This window comes from Campylobacter iguaniorum, from assembly GCF_000736415.1.
In the GTDB taxonomy this organism is placed as follows: domain Bacteria; phylum Campylobacterota; class Campylobacteria; order Campylobacterales; family Campylobacteraceae; genus Campylobacter; species Campylobacter iguaniorum.
The window spans coordinates 1537746-1556916 of record NZ_CP009043.1 but is presented as its reverse complement, the minus strand read 5'-3'; the positions used below and the strand labels follow the sequence as shown (position 1 = coordinate 1556916).

Below are 19171 nucleotides of genomic sequence, written 5' to 3'. Positions count from 1 at the left end.
CCTTACTTGAATTTATGGATTTATTATACGACTTGATAGCAACTATTAGTCAAGTTAAATTTGGATTATTTGTAAAATTTTTTAGTAAAGGGTTAAATTTAGTCCGCATTTATAGCGAACTAAATTTAGAGTAGTTAGAATTTAAACTCGTTGATTTTGGCTTCTATTTCGATAGTTTTTGCATCAAGACCATTTGCGGCGTCTGTTATTTTGTTCATTTCAGATGCAATATTTTCTAGATTTTGATTTAGAAGCTTGTTGTTTTTAAGCAAAAGCTGCGTTTCTTGACCTAATTCTTTTGAACTTTTTATGTTTTCGTTGGCGATGTGATTGACAGCTTGCAATTTTGAAAGAGCAATATCGATTGTAGATTTGATATTTTGTGAGCTACAGGCAAAGCTTATGAAATTTTTTGAGTTTTTTGTGATTTGGGTGCTGAGATTGTCTATGAATTGGACTATTGTATTTATGGTGGCGTCTATCTCATCAAGGGATTTTTGGGTTCGCTCAGCTAGTTTTCTTACCTCATCAGCGACTACGGCAAATCCACGCCCATGCTCGCCTGCACGTGCCGCTTCAATCGCAGCGTTTAGAGCAAGCAGGTTTGTCTGATCTGCGATGTCAGCGATAGTTACAAGTATGCCTTTTATATTTGTTGCTTCTTGATTTAAAATAGAAACGTCTGAGGCTAGTTTTTCTTGATTTTGAGCGTCTTTGTTCATACTATCTGTGAAATTAGAAATAGTGATAGAAGCTGAGTTTAGTTCGTTTTGGGCTTGGAGTATATCTTTCATGGTTGAGTCGTTTTTGGCTATGTTATCAAGCAAGCAAGCCTCAACTCTTGAACCAATAGAGTTTGCTTGTTGTGATATATCAAACCCATCTTTTGTATGAGTTAAGACTTCATTTGAGCCAAGCAAAAGATCTTTTGAAATTTGGACGTTTTGTTTGCTTTGATGGTTTAAATTTGTAAAAATCTCTCTAATAGCCATTAAAAACTCAGAGACTGATCTAAATATATCGCCAACTTCATCTTTTGATAGCTGATTTTTATTTGGCTCGTTGCTTATATTTTTTGTTTTTGATAGTGTGATTAGGTATTTTTGTATCTCAAAAATCCTTGTGGTTGTATCTTTTGCTACTAGATACCCTAAAAGCAAGGTCGCAAACATAGAGCCTACTGTGATAATCACCATAGTCCATAAGCTAGTTAGAGCGTTATTTTGTATGGTTGGGTTTAAGATTATTAGCTCAGAAGCTAGTTCATCTTCGATGTTTTTTAATAGATCTATTTTTTTAGTAAAAGTACTAAAGGCGTATTTGCCTTGCACGCCAAAGTTACCATTTTGAGCGTTTTTGATAGCGATATCTCTTAGCTTGGAAGTCTCGCTAAAGCTATCATCTTTTGCTATCTTCTCATAAAAATCCAAAGCCTTGCTTGAGCCAAATCTTTGAAAATTATTTATAAATATCTTTTGAGATGTTGCAGATGTGATAAGTTTATCATATATGCCTGGTGCAAATTTGTTTGCGCTAAATGCGTTTGATAGTATGGCTCTTTCTTGACCGACATTTTCTTTGGCATATGAGAAATTTATGTAAGCTATCAGCTCGTTTGTGATTTCGTCATTTGTGCTGGTTTTTGATATTTCTGACATAACATTCATAAGCAAAGCTATAGTCTGCGTATATCTTCCAATAGCTTCATTTCCAGCTATGCTTAAAGTATCAATCTTGGCTCTTAACTCACCTAAATCATCTAAGGCATTTATGGCTACTTTGATGCTTTGTTCTAGTGACTTGCGACCGTTAGTATTATACTGAGATATAAGACTTTTTAGAGTTTTGATCTCTTTGTCGCTCTCTTGTCTTTGGGCTTTTAGCATATCGACAAAATCATTGCCGCCAGAACCAAGAAATCCGCCAGACGTGCCTCTTTCTTTTTGCAATTCGTGAAGCAAGGGCGTGATTTTGGTCGATAGCACGACCCCTTCATCTAGTATCACTGATTCGTTGTAAATTTCATATCTATCATTTATCAAGATAGCAGAAAAAACTCCAAGGGCTAAAAGTGGAATGGCAATGAAGCTAAGCATTTTTGTTTTAATGCTAATATTGCTTAAAAATGACATGGCAATCTCCAAATTTGTAATTTAATTTTCTGTAAATTTTGAAACGTAAAAGTGCCAAATTTATACAAAATTATAAATACAAGGCAAAAATAGGTAAAATAACAGAAAAAATTGTGTAAATCGGGTATCATTCTATCCCTAGATAGTAAATAAAAATTAAATATATTTAGAAAACATTTATAAGCTATTTGTAAAAGTTAGGATGATTTAAAATAAAAAATGGTGACCCCTACGAGACTCGAACTCGTGTTACCGCCGTGAAAGGGCGATGTCCTAACCGCTAGACGAAGGGGCCACTAAAGTGCGGTTTTGCGGTTTCGTTTAGGAAGTGTGATTATACTTTAGTAGGACTTAATATTTGCTTAAATATACAAAAAATTTAAGATTTTGTTATATAATCATACTAATTTAAATTAAAAAAGGCTTTTGATTGATTAAATTTATTAGATTTTTTAGCCTATTTGTGGCTATTTTCTTGCTTAATGCTTGTGCTACGCCTCAGGCTGAACACTCAAAAAGCATATCTTTGCTTATCAAATCAAATTTAATAAAGATAAACGACACTGGTTTTGTGCATTTTTATAAAAATGGCATAAATTTGCAAGTTTATAACAGCGGAAAAAATATTTTAAACCTAAATATCAAAGATCAAATTTGCATAAACGGTGCTTGCCAAAGCAAGTTAGATTTCAATCAAAAGCTTTTTTTAAGCTCCCATTATCCCGAACTTTTAGAAGATATAATCAGCCAAAAACCGATATTTCAAGGCATTGAAATGCAAAAAACATCTTGTGGCTTTGAGCAAAGCATAAGAAAACTTTTAGTAGAATACAAGGTTTGTGATGGGCTTACTAGCTTCATTGATAAAAAAAATGGTACAAAAATCATTATGAAAGAGCTTAATTGAAAAGACTTGGCGCACATGTAAGTGCTAGTGGAGGCGTATCAAATGCGCCGTTAAATGCTATGAAAATAGGGGCTGATGCTTTTGCTTTGTTTGTCAAAAACCAAAGACAATGGAGCGCAAAAGCGATTGAGCCAAAAGAGATAGAAGAGTTTAAGGCAAATTTAAAAACTGCAAATATTAGGCCCGAGCATATACTTCCACACAACAGCTACCTTGTAAATTTAGGTCATCCAGACACCTTGCAACGCCAAAAAAGTATAGACGCTTTTTTAGATGAAATCCAAAGGTGTGAAATGCTTGGATTAAAAATGATAAACTTTCATCCAGGCTCACATTTAAAAGCAATCAGCACAGAAGAGTGCTTGGCTAATATCAGTGATTCCATGAACTATCTCTTGCAAAACTCAAATCACATCAAACTTGTCATCGAAAACACAGCAGGCCAAGGCTCAAATTTAGGTTTTAAATTTGAGCATTTAGGCTATTTGGTGCAAAACTCAATCGATAAAAGCAGGGTTGGAGTTTGCATAGATACTTGTCATCTTTTTAGCGCTGGATATGACATAAGGGACGCGAAAAGCTACGAAAAAACTACAAGCCAGTTTGATAAAATAGTAGGCTTTGAGTATCTTTCAGGAATGCATTTAAACGATACTAAATTTAACCTTGGAAGTAAAAAAGATCGCCACGAAAGTCTTGGTAAAGGCTATCTTGGCTGGAGTAGTTTTGAAAACATAATGAACGATTCAAGAATCGATGAAATACCACTTATTTTAGAAACTATCGATGATAGTTTGTGGAGCGAAGAGATCGCCCAACTTAGAAATTTAATCAAAGGGAAATAATGACAAATTTAAAAAAAGTTTCACTTCTTGCCTTGGCGACTAGCACACTTTACGCAGCTGGATACAAGATACCAGAGCAAAGCAGCGATTCTGTCGCATTGAGCGCATCAAACGTGGCTTTTAGTTTTGGCCCAGACGCGGCGTATTACAACCCAGCAAATATGATGTATGTTGATGACGTCAGGCATTATTTTGAAAATTCATTTACTTATATACATTTAGGCAAAAGCAGATTTGACCCAGATGTAAAGACAGCTGAAAACTACACAACAACTTCCCAAAATGCAGACTTTTTGGTTCCTACTTTTCATTTCGTATCTCCTGAATACATAGAAAACTGGCGTTTTGGACTAAGCTTTGTCGTGCCGTCTGGACTTTCTATGAGATGGAAAGACACCTATCCAGCTTCTACTGCAAACAACTTCAGCTTAAAGGTATTTGAGCTAAACCCAAGTGCAGCTTATAGAGTGAGTGATGAGCTTAGCATCGCAGCTGGATTTAGAGTGATATATGCTACAGGCAAGGTCAGCACAAATCCAAATGGAAGTCTTGGTGGTGCTACATTAAATGCAAGCAGACAACTTGAAGGCGATGATGTAAATTTCGGCTGGAATGCGGCTATCACTTATAGACCAGTTGAAGATCTAAGCTTGGTAGCTACCTATAGATCAAAAATAGATATGAATCTTGAAGGTAATGCACAAATTACTTCATCGACTTCTACTTTTGTTCCGGGATTTAACGGTTCATACAACGGTCCAGTTAGCGTAAACATACCTTTGCCAGCAGTTCTTACTCTTGGTCTTGGATACAAGATAGATGATGTGACTTTGCTAGCTGCATTTGAAAGGACTTATTGGAGCAAGCTTGAGAGATTTGATTTTAATTACGGTGGCTCAAGCATACCGGCTCAAGCAGTTTTTGACAAACCAGTAGAAAAAAACTTCCACGACTCAAACACATACCGTCTTGGCGTGGCGTGGGACGCGACAAATAAGCTAAGATTGATGGCCGGTTTTGCTTATGATGAGAGCCCAAGCGACCCGACACTCATAGGTTTTGAGCTTCCTGATACTTCAGCTTATATATATTCAGTTGGTTTGAACTACAAGTATAATGAAGATATAGAGATTGCATTTGGATATTTATTCCAAGATAGACAAAATAGGCATATCGACAAAAACGATGAAAGGGCTAAATTTAACAACGTCGTAGGCGAGATGACAAATGCCAACTCTCAACTAGTAAATTTAGGTATAAAATATAGGTTCTAATTATGGAATATAAATTTAATAACTACTATGAGATGCTTACTAATTCGGCTTTAGAGTATCCCAAGACTGTAGCGATTTTTGAAAATGAAGTCAAAATCAACTATAAAGATTTGAAGCAAAAAGTAGATCGAGTAGCTCAGTTTTTAAGAAATCATGAGATTTCATACAAAGATAGAGTGGCGATGATAGTGACTAACTCAAGTGAGTTTATCATATCGTTTTTGGCTATTACTTCTATAGGAGCGATTGCAGTTCCTATAAATACGTTTTTGAAAAAAGATGAGTTCGCTTATATCTTAAATGATTGTAATGCAAAAATGCTTTTCGTCTCAGACTCACACCAAAAAGAGACCCAAGGACTCAAAGAAAGCACGCAAATCCAAAATGTAGTAGTTATCGGTGAAGCTAAAAGAGATGATTATCTTAAATTTAGCGACGCACTTGCTTGTGAGCCAACCACTCAAATTTGCCCAGCCAAGCTAGATGATATCGCAAATATCATGTATACTTCAGGCACGACTGGACACCCAAAGGGCGCGATAATCAGCTACAAAAACGTATTTTCAAATATACTTGGCATAAATGAGATTTTTAGCATAACTCCAAAAGATAGATTTATCGTGTATTTGCCGATGTTTCATAGCTTTACTTTGACCGTTATGGTTATCATGCCGCTTTTTAGCGCGAGTAGTGAAGTCGTGGTAAAATCAGTGTTTCCATTTTCAAACGTCCTAAAACAGACTTTACTTAAAAAGGTTACTGTATTTTTGGGTGTTCCAGCGATTTATACGGCTATTGCTAAGGCAAAAATCCCATGGTATTTTAAGTGGTTTAACTCTATTAGATATTTTGTCTGCGGATCAGCTCCACTAGCAAAGCAGACAATCGATGATTTTGAGCGTATTTTTCCACGTGCGAAACTACTTGAGGGATATGGCTTAAGTGAATGTTCACCACTTGTGAGCGTAAACCGCCCAGAAAACAAAAAAGTCTCAAGCGTAGGCTTAGCGCTGCCAAATTATCAAGTCAAAATCGTAGATGAAGAAATGGTAGAAAAAAAGATCGGCGAAGTCGGTGAAATCATCGTCAAAGGCGATAACGTCATGCAAGGATACTTAAACAATCCTACTGCTACTGATGATACAATCATAAATGGCTGGCTCAAAACTGGAGATCTTGGAAAAGTCGATAAAGACGGATTTATCTACATTGTAGATAGACTGAAAGACCTTATCATCTCAAAAGGTCAAAACATCTATCCAAGAGAGATCGAAGAGCTTATTTACAAGCTTGAAGAGGTCGAGGCGTGTGCAGTAATAGGCATCAAAGATGAAGCTGAAGATGAAGATGTGATCGCATTTATCCAGCTCAAAGAAGATATGAGCTTAGACGGGGCTAAAGTAAAGGCGTTTTTAAAAGGACACCTTGCAAACTTCAAAATTCCAAAAAGCATATATTTCGCAGATGAATTGCCAAAAAATGCTGCTGGAAAAGTGCTAAAAAGAGTTCTAAAAGAACAGATAAAAGGTAAGATTGGTTGAAATATTTAAAAGATTTTTTGAACGCAAATGCTGACTCTGAGATTTTTTCATTGCTTGAGTGCGATAGCGACGAGCTTGAAATTTTAAGACATCTAACAAAAAGTTATATAAATGGAGTTAGCTCTATTAGTGTTTTCGATCTTTTAAATGCTGTTTTTAGTCCAAAAGATTTCGAACATTTAGATAAAATTTCAAAGCTAAAAAATCTTATAGACGCTGGCTATTTGACGCAAAATTTCTCATTTTTTAAAGAAAACAAACCAAAGCTTAGCAAACTAAGTATGCTTTATAGTGAAGTTGAGCTTAGTGAGCCGTTTTTGGTGCTTTTAGAAGAGGGCAAAAGCATAAATTTAATGCCAGTAAGTGAGCCATATAATGACCATTTGGAGTATCTAAAAGATCAGTTTTTGAAAATCGAGCTTTATCAAAAAAGGCTAAATAATCATAGTCAAAATAGCATTTCAAAGCTAGAAAGCAAGATCCAAAAGATAGAAAATATCGTGGAAAATCGCCTAAAAATCAGCAAAATTCCTCTAGCTTGCGAGCAAATTTTTAAAGATAATGCACTAAGTCCAAAAGAGCAGATTATATTTTTGGCATTGCTAAAAGAAGAATATAGTGGCGAATTTGAGGCTTTGCGTGATTTAAACACTCTTGTAAGCCTTGTTAGCAAGGATGAAATGGAGCGAATGAAGAGCAGAAGTTTGCTTGAAGAGGGCTCAAATTTGCTTGAAAATGGGCTTATTGACTATGATGAGGTGCTAAATGCTTTTGGGAGTGTAAGTAGGAGCTTTTTTATCAATGAAGATATTTTGCAGCTCATCATGCACCCACAAAACTCCAAAAAATCAAAAAAACTAAAGCTAGAAACGCTAGTAAAAGAAAGCGAGATTTTCGAACTCATCGAGCCAAGCAGCGATCTAAATGACGTCGTGCTAAATGCTGGGACAAAAGAGCTGCTTGATAATATCCTAAAACAAGGCGATAAAAAGGTACTAAATCGCCTAAACTCATGGGGATTTAAAAAGGCAAAAAGCGCTATGGTAAAAGTGATATTTTACGGAAGTCCAGGCACTGGCAAAACAATGAGCGCTTTAAGCCTCGCAAAGAGCCTTAAAAAGCAGGTTCTAAGCTTTGATTGTTCTAAGATTTTAAGCAAATATGTGGGCGAAAGCGAGCAAAATGTCCGCAAGATTTTTGATACTTATAAAGAAATTTGCACCAAGAGTAAAAGTGAGCCAGTTTTGCTACTAAATGAAGCAGATCAATTCCTCTCAACCCGCGTCGATGCAAGCTCTGGAAGTGATAAAATGCATAACCAAATGCAAAATATTTTCTTAGAACAGATAGAAAAATTTGAGGGAGTTTTGATCGCTACAACAAATTTTATGCAAAGCTTGGATCATGCTTTTTCAAGAAGATTTGATTATAAAATTGAATTTAAAAAGCCTGATTTCAAAGCCAGACTTGAAATTTGGCAAAAGGTCATTCCACAAAATGCTAGTTTTGAAGAGAGTTTTAGTCTAGAAGAGCTAGCAAAATACGAGCTAAGCGGAGCTCAGATCATGCTTACTCTCAAAAATACAGCGCTCAAAGTAGCTTGCAGTGATAATGGGATATTTACCATGCGTGAGTTTGAAAATGAGATAAAAAGGGAGCTAAACTCAGCATTTGGCGAGGATAAAAGAGTGGGCTTACTCTAAGCCCTCCATTACTTTTAGTTTTGTGCCTGATTTTAGCTTTTTGCCGTCTCTAAAAACTGCTCTTACCATATCCATACCTATGTAAAACTCTTTCATAAGCACGACAAACAAATACCTGCCAAATTTGCTTAAGGTTATTTTGCCGTCTTTGATAATGATTGCTTTTGTAAGTTTTAGCATTGTTAGTTCTAAAAATAGGCTTTGGGTTAAATTTGCTTGGTTTTTTTGATTGAATTCATTTATGCAAATTTGCCCGTCAAAAAGTTCTGTTAAAAATAGATATTTTAGCCTTTGTTTTTGCTCAAATTTGCATTTAGCTATGGTTGCACTTCTGTGATTTATTATCCTTGAGCCATACTCATCAAGGTCGAAGGCATTGACATAAAGCTCTCCATCCATAAAGCTAAAAGCACCACTTCCGACGCCCAAATATTCGTGATTTGAGCCGACATATTCATCTTGGAGATTTGATTTTGTTTTAGAAAACGACCAAGAGTTGTTGCTATGATAGTCTTTAAATTCAGCACGTATTATCTCGTAAAACTGGGCTTCATTGTCTTTTTGGCTGATGCCAAGACTTGAAGCAATTTTGTCTTTTGTGATGTTTGATTTCATCAGTGGATAAAATGTGATTTGATCTGGGCTTAGAGCTTTGGCTATTGATATATCGTTTATTAGTCCATCTTTTGTCTGGAAAGGAAAGTTAAAAATCAGATCCAAGCTCGTAACTGGAAGTATTCCAATGGCTTTGCTAAGTTTGTCAATGAGGACATCTTTTGAGCCAAATTTATCGTATCTTGCTACTTTTTTTAGTATCTCATCATCGAAGCTTTGCACTCCGACGCTGATCCTGTCTATAAGACCTTTAAATTTAGATAATTCATTTGGATTTATATGATTTGGATCTGTTTCGCATGAGATTTCTTTGATATCAAAGAGCTTTTTAGCAAGCTCGAGTGTTTTTAGCAGCTCATTTTCGTTTATGAGAGTTGTGCCGCCGCCGACATACATGGAGGTGAAATTATAGCCAAGATTTTTTTTATCTATCATCTCGGCTCTTAAATTTTCAAAGTAAGCTTTGGCTTTTTCTTCATTATATGCGTATTTGTGAAACGAACAATACGGACAAAACGTATGGCAAAAAGGGATATGAGCATAAAGCATATAGCTTTTATCTAAATTTGGTTGCTTAGTAAAATCTTTGTGTAAAATATCTATTTGCAAATTTTGACGCAAGGATTTTTGCATAGTGAAACTTGCATATTTTACAGCAAGATTTTGGATCTTGTCCATAAACATTAATACTTTTCCTTAAAAAAATTATAAGATTTTATCATAAATTTGTATATTAAATTTAAATGCAAATAAAAAGAGCCAATTTGTGGCTCATTTTTATTTAAGTTTAATTATTTCTTTTATAATATTCACTAATTCATCTTCGCTTTTAACATTTTCTAAATTTACAAGGTATTTTCCTTTGATGATAAAAGCTGGAGTTCCGTTTAGCTTAGCTACTTCTAGTCCGTCATCTAATCTTGAAGTAAATTTCTTACCCTCATCGCTGCTTGCATACTCAGATATATCGCTTATGCTTACATCTTTTTTGGTTGCTTCTTTGATAGCGTCTGCGCCTACTTGATAAAATGCAGCCCCAGTGTTCCATCTTTGGCGATGTTTGAAATACGCCTCAAAATACGCTTTCAAAACTGCGTGATAGGCTGATTTTTTGCTTGTTGATTTGATAAGATTTGCCTCATCCATCATCTTAGCATAAGCCAAAACTTCGCCCATCAAATAGCCATAATCGCCCATTTGTCTTACTTGCCACTCTTCATATTTGAACTCTGGCAAAAGCTCAGCGACAAACTCAAGAGTGCCACCTTTGAAGTGGTTGTAGCAGTGGATACAACTATAGCTAAAAAGCTCGATTATTTTATCATCGGCATCTGGTATTTGCTGAGCTGAGTTTAGCTTGATGTAGTCTTTGCCCTCAGTAATGGCGTTTAATGAAACAGCGCAAAATAGCGTAATCGCTCCTAAAAATAGTCTGAATTTACTCAAATTTAATCCTTTATTTTAAATTTCTAAAGCTAAGTGGAAGCTCCAAATTTAGCCCTTTTACTAGTTTAATTACAGCTTGTAACTCATCGATTGACTTGCTAGTTACTCGCACCTCTTCGCCGCGAATGCTCGCATTTACCTTTAGCTTCTCATCTTTGATAGCTTTTGTGATTTTTTTGGCATTGTTTGAATCAAGCGTATCATTGAGCTTGAGCGTGCATTTGGTGTTTGCGCCACTTGCATTTTCTCTTTTTAGCTCAGTTATCGCAACTGGTGGAATGTCGCGTTTGATGAGTTTGCTTATGACTATGTCTTTTAAAGCGTCGATTTTTGAATCGCTTGAGCTCAAAAGAGTTATGGTTTTGTCTTTTTCGTTTAAGTCAATCTCTGCTTTTAGCCCTTTGAAATCAAACCTTGAGCCAACCTCTTTTTTAGAAGTTTCAATAGCGTTTTTGACTTCCATCAAATCAACGCTAGCGCTTATATCAAAGCTGTGTTCGTCTGCCATAATGTCTCCTTTGGTTTATTTTGTGGCTTGTTTTTTTTCTACTATACGGTGTTGATTTTTAAATTTAGTCAGTCGCGGACGTTTAGTCCGCTCTTTTCTAAATTTTAAAATCGCCTTGTCTAGCGAAAAAATACTTCGCCTTTTATTTTTATTTGATTTTTCAATGCAAATTTGTCATTGCGAGACTTTGTAAAGGTTGTCTAAATTTGATAAAAATCCTCAATATTTTTGACAACAAGCTCCAAAAGCCTTTTTCTAGCTTCAACGCTTCCCCAAGCGATGTGTGGGCTAAGAAGCAATCTGTCTTTGTTTTTGACACTCAAAAACGGATGATCGGCTCTCATCGGCTCAGTTTCAAGTACGTCAGTTGCGAAGTAGATCTCACGCTCATCAACTAGCCTTGCAATGGCAGTTTCATCTACTATTCCACCACGACCATAGTTCATCAAAGTCGCGCCGTTTTTTAAATTTAAAAGGGCTTTTTCATCAAAAAGTCCCTTAGTATCGGCGTTTAGCGGAGCGTGAATGCTGATAATATCGCATTTTAAAAGTTCATCAAAACTCACTTTTTTAAACTCGTTATTGTCATTTTTGCCACTTGTTGAGTAGTAGCAGACTTCGCAGCCAAAGGCTTTGGCGATGTTTGCGACGCTTTTGCCGATACTTCCAAGCCCCGCGATGCCAAAACTCTTGCCGCTAAGCTCAAAAATCGGCTTATTTAAATGCACGAAAATCTCACTCTTCGCCCAGCCCTCTACGCTTTTGCAGTAGCTATCATAATAACTTGTTTGGTTTCTAAGAGCTAAAAGGTTTGCAAAAGTCTGCTGTGCGACGCTAGAAGTGGAGTATCCAGCGACGTTTTTGACACTTACGCCAGCTTCTTTGGCTGCTTCAAGGTCTATGTTATTTACCCCTGTTGCAGTCACACAAATGAGCTTTAAACTAGTGTTTGCAAGGACTTCTTTGGTGATGAGAACTTTATTTGTGAGCACCACATCAGCGTCTTTTAGTCTCTCTATTGTGTCTTTGGCTTCTGTTTTTGGGTAACTGATGAACTCTCCAAATTTGGAAAAAAACTGGTTTAAATCTACGTCGTTGCCTAAGGTATCGGCGTCTAAGCATACTATTTTCATATATTTTCCTTTGCGGCTCATCTTTTTTCTACTAGACTTTGTTGATTTTTAAATTTAGTCAGTCACGGACGTTTAGTCCGCTCTTTTCTAAATTTTAAAATCGCCTTGTCTAGCGAAAAAATACTTCGCCTTTGTTTTTATAATTTCTATGGTTTAAATTGTCTGAAATTTACAAAAATATTATTTACAACTTGTAAATTTGGCAAAAATTATTTTAAATTTGGGCTATTTACTCCATCTTTTGTAAATTTCATGCTCCACGCCAAGTAGATCTAGCCACTTACCTATGATGAAATTTTCTAGCTCATCTATACTTTTTGCCTTACTATAAGCCCCATAAACTGGTGGTGCGATGATGACGCCAAGCTTAGAAAGCTCAGCCATTTGCATAAGCGAAATGGTCGAAAACGGGGTTTCTCTCACGCCCAAAATCAGCTCTCTTTTTTCTTTAAGCGTTACAGCACACGCCCTTAAAATCAAACTCTCAGCGATGCCGCAGCTTATCTTGGCAAGTGAGTTTATAGAACAAGGTGCCACTATCATTTTATCAAATTTAGCCGATCCGCTCGCCATTGGGGCGTAAATTTCATCGTTAGAATAAATATGAATTTGCTCATTAAATTTAGACTCAAACCCCTCTTTTTCAAGCGAAATTTTAGCTGCGTCGCTTAAAATCACGCTGGTTTCATGACCTAAATTTGGCAATAAATTTGCCAGTTTTACGCCTAAATTTGCTCCGCTTGCTCCAGTTATTCCAACGATTATTTTCATTATTTTATGATGTGACCGACAAATTTAGAGTAGTTATCGATGATGTCGCCGCCTTTTCTAAAGCCAAGCGCACATCCTTCAAAAGCGAAAAATACCCCAGCTTGATAGCTCTCATCGCCACTTTTGTCAAACTCGGCAAACTCTTGATACAAAAATTTACCATTGCCGTAGCTTCCGCCATTTTCTTTAATGATATTTCCGTCATTATCAAGCAATGTGACATTTGCTCCTTCGCGAGCTAAAAATGGCTTTTTGACCTGTTTTTTGCCGCTTAGTGGCTCGTAACTACTCTCTAGCAAAAGTGGGTGATTTGGGTATAAATCCCATAAAATTTTCATAATGCCTTTGCTTTGAAAAAGCAGTGTGTAGGCTGGATTTAAGACTATGGCTTTTTGGTTATTTATGATGTTTTTGAGTATCAAGGCTAGCTCGCCTTCTTCTATAGCAATGCTCTCCCAAGGGATAAGTTTAAACCAGTATTCGTAGTTTTGACCATCATAAAAAATACCGTTTTCATCATCAAAACTCACGTCGTTTACATAACAAAAATTGGTCTCAAATCCAGCGTCATTCGCTGCGCTTTGAAGTAGTCTTGTAGTGCTTTCATCTTCATCGCTACCACTTATGCAACTAAATAAAATTTTCCAGCCCTCATAATGTTCATCAAAACTGCTTGTATCCTCGTCCAACGTGACAAGGCGTTTGAAATTTTCGACCAAACCATCGTACAAATCATTAAATTGTTTGCCCTCATCAAGACTGTTAAATTTAAGCATAGCCCATTGGATTATGGCTGTTTCAAAGACGCTTGTTGGCGTATCGGCGTTAAATTCGATTAATTTAATCGGCTTACCACCAGTCCCGCCAGCGAAGTCGAAACGGCCATAAAGATGCCAGTGGACTTCATTTTCCCAGCTTTGTTTGATTGTATCGATTAGATTAAAAGGAATCCCAAGCTCGTGAAAAAGGTCATTGTCTATCACATACTGGGCTGCTGCGACAAACATATCATAAAGTTCATTTGCCGCGTCGTAATATGCCTCACACTCATCACTGCTAACCTCTACAAGCTCATCAGCGATATATGGTGTGTTGTCTGGATCTGTATGCCAGCTAAATCCTATACTTTGAAGATAATCATTATCAAGTGGTTTTATTGTTTTTAAATTCATTATTTTCCTTAAATTTATACGCTTTGGCTGATCTCTTTAGCTTTTGCAAGAAGCTTTGATCTCTCTTTGTCGCTGACATTTCCATAAATAAGCTGGTTCATTATCTGCATAAAATCAAATACCTTAAACATATCGCTATCTTTTTTAGCTTGTTCGGTAATGGATTTCATCTTGTCTTCAAGCTCGTCAAATTTAGATAAATTTTCTTCTAACATATCGCTAAAAGATGTGTCGCCAAGGCTGGTTTTTTGGACATATTCTTGTAAAACAGAGTTTAATTGGTTTGAGATTTGCATATTTGCTCCTTGTTTTAAAAGCTAAAAGCAAATTCCAAGCCAAATTTAGCCTATCAACCGCCAGTTGAAGTAGAACTTGTGCTTGCTCCCGTGCTTGACCCGCCAAAAAATCCGCTTTTGCCACCAGTAGTTCTAGCTCCTGTGGTGGCTGATTTGTTGAAGCTATTTACGCTTCTATTATATGCGCTTGGATTTTTGTATGCGGTTTGGCGTTGGTTTTGGTAGCCTGGAGAATTAAATAGTTTGCTTCCTATCCAGCTACCGATAATCGCTCCAGCTGCACTTGCTAGTATCGTTTCTCCAAGACTCATTCCGCCGCTACTCACGCTTGCGTTTTGGTTAGTCAGCCCACTTGTGCCAGCTTCTATTTTGGCATTTTCTTCTTGCATGAGTTTGTCAAGCTCGGCTTGGCTAAGAAGTCTTTCGCTCATAGCTCCAGTGGCGTCTGCTTCACGTAAAAACACTCTTGTTTCGTTGCTTGGGAACTCATCTGCTATCTTGTAGCTGCCGTCAGGGTTTTTTTCTATAAATACGGTTGCGCCTTGTTTTTGTGCGGCTTCATTTATAGCGCCACTATTTGCACCACTATTTTGATCGCCATTTCCACAAGCTGCTAAACCTAAAACCAGCACAGCCCCAAGACCCGCAGTTTTGCTTATATCTTTTAATGTTTTTATATGTTTCAAATTTTCTCCTTGATTTTTTTGTAGTCTAAGTCAAATTTGACGTAAATAATGCCGTTTTTGTACTTTATAAATTTCTCTTTGCCGATACATTTTAGCAAATAATTCTGAAGTTTTTTTAACTTTTTTTGTTTTATTGCTAAATTTGATAAAAAATCATTCAAATTTATCCATTTTCTGTCTATTTCATCGCTTGGCTCGACGTCGATGGCTTCGATGTATTCGCCGTTTTGTCTGGCTAATAGCGGTTGTTGGAGCATGGTTAGGATATTTCTTAGGCGTTCATCATTGCTTTTGTAAATTTCTTTTATCTCTTCATTTTTGCTTATCAAAATCTGCTCTTTTTGTCTAAAAAGCTCGTCTTTGTCATCTTGAAGCTTTTGGTTTTCTTTCTTGAGTTGCTCAACTTGAGATATGAGATAGGCTCCAAAATCATCATCTGGTTTTTTGGATTTTTTGGTGACTTCTTTTTTGGGTTTGGTCTCTTTGGTGTCTCCTATAAAGACGTATTTTGTGCCGTTTGTTTCTGTCATTTTCAAAGAGCCTCTGCGAATACGGTTATAAACTGCTTCTTTGGTGATGCCCAAAATCTCAGCTGCTTCTTGGACTAGAACTTTTTTCATATATTGCCCCAGATTGATTTAGCTTTTATTATATTTTAAATTTACTAAAATTTGAGTTAAATCTTTTTGGTGTGTTTGCCTATTTTGGGTTTTTTGCTTAGTCTAAAATAGCTCATAATAACGCCACTAATAGCAAAAAGTGCGGCTAAAAGTGAAACAATACAAAATATAAAAAGTCCTATTTTGCCAAAAAATTTACCACTATGCAAGTCTAAAATAGTCAAGCTCAGAGCTCTTTGTGGGCTGATTTTGGCTAGTTGATGATTTAAGATTTCGCCAGTGCTTGCATTTATTGCGACGCTGTTTGATACTCTTGTATCAAGATCGTTTTGATAGGCTATCTCATATATATTTGGGCTGGTTTGTTTGATAGTCTGCTTTTGAAAGCCGGGTTTTACATTTTGTTCGAATGTAGCTAAAACCACTTCTAAGCTGGTTTGATCAAACTTTGCTTGCGCTGTTTTTTGAGTTTGTTTAGTACGCATTTTGCTATCTCTTTGAACTTGCTCTATTCCAAAAGCTTTGTGAAACAAAGAATTCACCCAAGCATAAGACCAAAACAAACCAGTAAGCGATATCAAAATCAAAATAGCAAAGCTCCATACCCCAAAAACCGAGTGAAAATTATAAAAAAATTGATATTTTTTTAGTTTGAAATTTGGCTTTAAAGAGCGAAAAAATGCGTATTTTAAGCGTGGAGCATAAAGATATAGACCACTTAAACACAAAACAATAAGACAAATGGAACAAACTCCAACTATGTGTTTGCCAATAATCCTACCATCAAAGCTACTATTAATCAAAGAAAGCCCTAGATTTCTATGTAAGGCAAGGGCGATTTGCATGACTTTAGCCCCTAAATCAGTGCCTAAAATAGCTCCGTCACTTCTGCTTATGAGATAATTTGTTTGGTCTTTGTGCGTAGTAATGGTGAGTAAATTTGGATTTTGGATTTCAAATTTAATAGAGTTTATCTCTAAGTTTGGATAGTTGTTTTTAAACATTTGGGTCGTTTTGGCTATGGTGTGGATTTGGTTAAAATCAGCTTTGAAGCTTAGAGAGTTTATGGTGTTTCGTATTTCGTTGTTGTAGCTTATCATTGAGCCAGTTACGGCGATGATGATTAGTGGCAAACAAGCTAAAAATCCCAAAATCAGGTGTAGATTAAAAATCAGTTTTTTCTTTTTAAATAGCAACGCTTTTCCTTTAAATTTAGTAAAACCACCAAATTTGGTGGTTTTATATGCTAGAAATCAGCTCTTATAGTTAGCCAAAGATTTCGTCTTGGAATCATTCTTTGGTAAGTATTTGTGTAAGCAAGTCCTCTAGAGCCTTGATATGTTTGATAATCTACAAAGTTTTCATCAAGTAAATTATTGATAACTGCACCGACTGTTATGCCGTTTTTGAATTTATAGTTATATCCAAGATCTACAACGTGCATATCTTTAAATTTATCATCAAGTCCGCTGTTGGCTGTATGGGCATTGTCTGCTGGAGTGTCTAGCTTAGCAACCCATCTTAAGTAGGTATTCCAGCTCGGGGCTTTGTATGATATTTTGGTTGTTAGATTGTGTTTTGGGACGTCGTTTAGGGCTTTGCCTTTGTTGTCTCCGCTTTTTTGCTCTGTTTTTGTATATCCATAGCTAAAATCAACGTAAATTCCACGTGGAATTACTCTTTCAAATAGCGGTTTTGAGTTTATAGCAAGCTCAAATCCCTTTGATGTGGCTTCATCTACATTTTCATATATCGAGCAAGTTGCGCCACCTTGGCTACCGCAAGTGCCATATCCTCCTGGCAAAGTTGCACCGCTATCATAAGTTTTTGTATTAATAGCGTCTTTAAACTCTGTATAAAATGCTGTAGCAGTAAAATCTGCTAAATATGTCTCCCATATAGAGCTTATTTCATAGCTTGTAGTTTGCTCGACATCTAAGTTTTGGTTGCCGTATAGATCAGTCGTGCCATCTGTGTCGTAGTATCCATCATATTGAGCGCCAAGTTGTGGAGCTTTTAAGCCAGTGCTTATGCCAAATTTAAATGTCAAATCCTCAGTTGGATAGTAGTTAAAATACAATCTTGGATTTACAAAAGTGCCGTATTTTTCTATATAATTTACCCTAGCGCCAGTTGTTGTAGAAAAATATTCATTAAACATATATTCAGCTTCTGCAAAACCAGCTAAAGTGTATTGGTCTTTTTTGAAATCATCAGCTCTTTTGTATAGCTCTTCATATTGGAAATACTCACCAAAAGTAAAAATCATAGAACCATAATTTTTGAAATCAAAATTTACAGCATTTGAGTTGCCTAATGTGATATTGTCATTTTGTATTAGACCATCTTTATTTTCTGAATCAGTGACAACAAGCCCTCTGCCAACTTGTTTGGTGTATGGAAGTATTTTTGTTCTCATCAACTGTACGTAGTTGTTTGTCTTACCCCAGTCATAATCTCCGTCGTGGTTTAATACGCCTTTGTATTTATAGTAGTTTCTTTTTGCTTGGATTTGTGAGCTTGAGGTATTTAAGCTACCAAAACGTTGAAATCCATAGTCTGCGTCTGCGTAGATGTTGTTTTGAGGATCAACTTCCCAGTTTAATCTGCCGCCTAAAGAGTAGTTTCTGTATGCAGATGGTGAGTGGCTTGTGTATGGATTGGTACCTGATGGCGTCCATCCAGCTATATCTTTTTGTAAAAATTCATTCTTCTCTCCGTAAACGTATTTACCGCGAACATTGATAGAGAGCTGATCGTTTATAGGGGCAAAAACGTTACCGTCTAATCCGTATGTATTACCCCAAGTATCGTGGTCTTCTTGAAGTCTTGTTTCAAGTCCTATGCTGGCTTTAGCTTCTTTTGTATTTTTCTTTGTGATTATGTTGATAACTCCACCCATAGCGTCGCTTCCATAGACTAAAGAAGCAGGTCCTCTGATGACTTCTACTCTTTCTATCATAGAAGTTGGCGGTATAAAACCACTAGTTGAGTCAAATCCATTTCCATCAAAGCCTTTTGATTGGTTAATTCTTTTTCCATCGACCAAGATAAGAGTATAGTCGCTACTCATTCCACGCATAAGAATGCTTGTGGCTCCAGTTTTTTCGACAGAAGTCGATACTCCTGGAATCTCTTGGACTATGTCTCCAAGGTCGCGAATAGGCTTACTCATAATCTCGGTAGATGAAATGACACTAATAGTCGCTGGCGCGTCTTTTATCTCTTGTATAAATCCTGTTGCGCTGATTACTGATTTATCTAAAGTAGCGCTTTCATCTGCTGCTAATAAATTTGCTACAATGCAAGAACTCGCTAGTATAGTAGTCATACTTTTGCTAGTAAATTTACGCATTTTTCTCCTTTGTTTTGTTTAAATTTAATTTACAAAGCGAATAGTATTATAAATTTATTTAATATTAACTGAATTTTGGTAGCAATTATCATAATTATATTGAGAGGTATTTTTTGGTATAGATTATCAAAAAATTCTATAAATTTGATTTAAATTTGCAGTCAGAA

16 protein-coding genes, 1 tRNA gene and 2 pseudogenes are annotated in these 19171 nt (G+C 36.3%); 5 read left to right on the top strand and 14 right to left on the bottom strand.

Annotation, left to right across the window (positions count from 1 at the left end; translation table 11 throughout):
• Positions 1–134: 134 nt before the first annotated feature.
• The 3 genes and pseudogenes from CIG1485E_RS09725 to CIG1485E_RS07855 form a co-directional block, all read right to left on the bottom strand.
• A pseudogene (locus tag CIG1485E_RS09725) lies at positions 135–671 on the bottom strand (methyl-accepting chemotaxis protein); the annotation flags it as partial.
• Between the two features lie 588 nt (positions 672–1259).
• Positions 1260–2096 (bottom strand): annotated as a pseudogene (locus CIG1485E_RS09720) (nitrate- and nitrite sensing domain-containing protein); the annotation flags it as partial.
• A gap of 256 nt (positions 2097–2352) precedes the next feature.
• Positions 2353–2427: transfer RNA gene (locus CIG1485E_RS07855), tRNA-Glu, on the bottom strand.
• Between the two features lie 135 nt (positions 2428–2562).
• On the opposite strand from CIG1485E_RS07855, the gene CIG1485E_RS07850 reads away from it, so the two are divergent.
• The 5 genes from CIG1485E_RS07850 to CIG1485E_RS07830 are packed head-to-tail and all read left to right on the top strand — an operon-like array spanning position 2563 to position 8402.
• Positions 2563–3039 (top strand): hypothetical protein, encoded by a 477-nt coding sequence (locus tag CIG1485E_RS07850; protein ID WP_069107387.1) that lies wholly within the window; start codon positions 2563–2565, stop codon positions 3037–3039.
• Positions 3036–3884 (top strand): deoxyribonuclease IV, encoded by an 849-nt coding sequence (nfo, locus tag CIG1485E_RS07845; protein WP_038455230.1) that lies wholly within the window; start codon positions 3036–3038, stop codon positions 3882–3884. Before CIG1485E_RS07850 ends, nfo begins: the two co-directional genes overlap by 4 nt.
• Complete coding sequence (locus CIG1485E_RS07840) at positions 3884–5158, top strand: OmpP1/FadL family transporter (protein WP_038455228.1); 1275 nt, start codon at positions 3884–3886, stop codon at positions 5156–5158. The genes nfo and CIG1485E_RS07840 overlap by 1 nt, the downstream gene beginning before the upstream one ends.
• Before the next feature lie 2 nt (positions 5159–5160).
• Positions 5161–6699: a fatty acid--CoA ligase gene (locus tag CIG1485E_RS07835; protein WP_038455226.1), complete on the top strand. Its 1539-nt coding sequence runs from the start codon at positions 5161–5163 to the stop codon at positions 6697–6699.
• Positions 6696–8402 carry an ATP-binding protein gene (locus tag CIG1485E_RS07830; RefSeq protein ID WP_038455224.1) on the top strand — a complete coding sequence of 569 codons (1707 nt, stop codon included), beginning with the start codon at positions 6696–6698 and terminating at the stop codon, positions 8400–8402. The genes CIG1485E_RS07835 and CIG1485E_RS07830 overlap by 4 nt, the downstream gene beginning before the upstream one ends.
• Here the strand turns inward: CIG1485E_RS07830 and CIG1485E_RS07825 are convergent.
• The 11 genes from CIG1485E_RS07825 to CIG1485E_RS07775 form a co-directional block, all read right to left on the bottom strand.
• Positions 8394–9695, bottom strand: coding sequence for a coproporphyrinogen III oxidase family protein (locus CIG1485E_RS07825; protein WP_038455712.1), 1302 nt, complete (start codon positions 9693–9695; stop codon positions 8394–8396). The genes CIG1485E_RS07830 and CIG1485E_RS07825 overlap by 9 nt on opposite strands.
• A 99-nt stretch (positions 9696–9794) precedes the next feature.
• Positions 9795–10463 (bottom strand): thioredoxin domain-containing protein, encoded by a 669-nt coding sequence (locus CIG1485E_RS07820; protein ID WP_038455222.1) that lies wholly within the window; start codon positions 10461–10463, stop codon positions 9795–9797.
• Positions 10464–10473: 10 nt separating this feature from the next.
• The gene (locus CIG1485E_RS07815) at positions 10474–10971 is read right to left on the bottom strand and encodes a YajQ family cyclic di-GMP-binding protein (protein ID WP_038455220.1); all 498 of its coding nucleotides are present in this window, start codon (positions 10969–10971) and stop codon (positions 10474–10476) included.
• 200 nt (positions 10972–11171) lie between these two features.
• Positions 11172–12104, bottom strand: a complete 933-nt coding sequence (locus CIG1485E_RS07810) for a D-2-hydroxyacid dehydrogenase (RefSeq protein ID WP_038455218.1) — start codon at positions 12102–12104, stop codon at positions 11172–11174.
• Between the two features lie 225 nt (positions 12105–12329).
• The gene (locus CIG1485E_RS07805; protein WP_038455217.1) at positions 12330–12875 is read right to left on the bottom strand and encodes a UbiX family flavin prenyltransferase; all 546 of its coding nucleotides are present in this window, start codon (positions 12873–12875) and stop codon (positions 12330–12332) included.
• Entirely contained in the window at positions 12875–14050 is a 1176-nt protein-coding gene (locus CIG1485E_RS07800) for a glutathionylspermidine synthase family protein (RefSeq protein ID WP_038455215.1), read from the bottom strand. The genes CIG1485E_RS07805 and CIG1485E_RS07800 overlap by 1 nt, the downstream gene beginning before the upstream one ends.
• Positions 14051–14061: 11 nt before the next feature.
• Entirely contained in the window at positions 14062–14343 is a 282-nt protein-coding gene (locus CIG1485E_RS07795) for a hypothetical protein (RefSeq protein WP_038455213.1), read from the bottom strand.
• Positions 14344–14396: 53 nt separating this feature from the next.
• Positions 14397–15029 carry a UPF0323 family lipoprotein gene (locus tag CIG1485E_RS07790; RefSeq protein WP_038455211.1) on the bottom strand — a complete coding sequence of 211 codons (633 nt, stop codon included), beginning with the start codon at positions 15027–15029 and terminating at the stop codon, positions 14397–14399.
• Positions 15026–15649, bottom strand: coding sequence for a MerR family transcriptional regulator (locus CIG1485E_RS07785; protein ID WP_038455209.1), 624 nt, complete (start codon positions 15647–15649; stop codon positions 15026–15028). The genes CIG1485E_RS07790 and CIG1485E_RS07785 overlap by 4 nt, the downstream gene beginning before the upstream one ends.
• A gap of 56 nt (positions 15650–15705) precedes the next feature.
• The gene (locus CIG1485E_RS07780) at positions 15706–16845 is read right to left on the bottom strand and encodes a PepSY-associated TM helix domain-containing protein (protein WP_038455207.1); all 1140 of its coding nucleotides are present in this window, start codon (positions 16843–16845) and stop codon (positions 15706–15708) included.
• Between the two features lie 50 nt (positions 16846–16895).
• Positions 16896–19004 carry a TonB-dependent receptor domain-containing protein gene (locus CIG1485E_RS07775; protein WP_051870955.1) on the bottom strand — a complete coding sequence of 703 codons (2109 nt, stop codon included), beginning with the start codon at positions 19002–19004 and terminating at the stop codon, positions 16896–16898.
• Between the last annotated feature and the right edge of the window lie 167 nt (positions 19005–19171).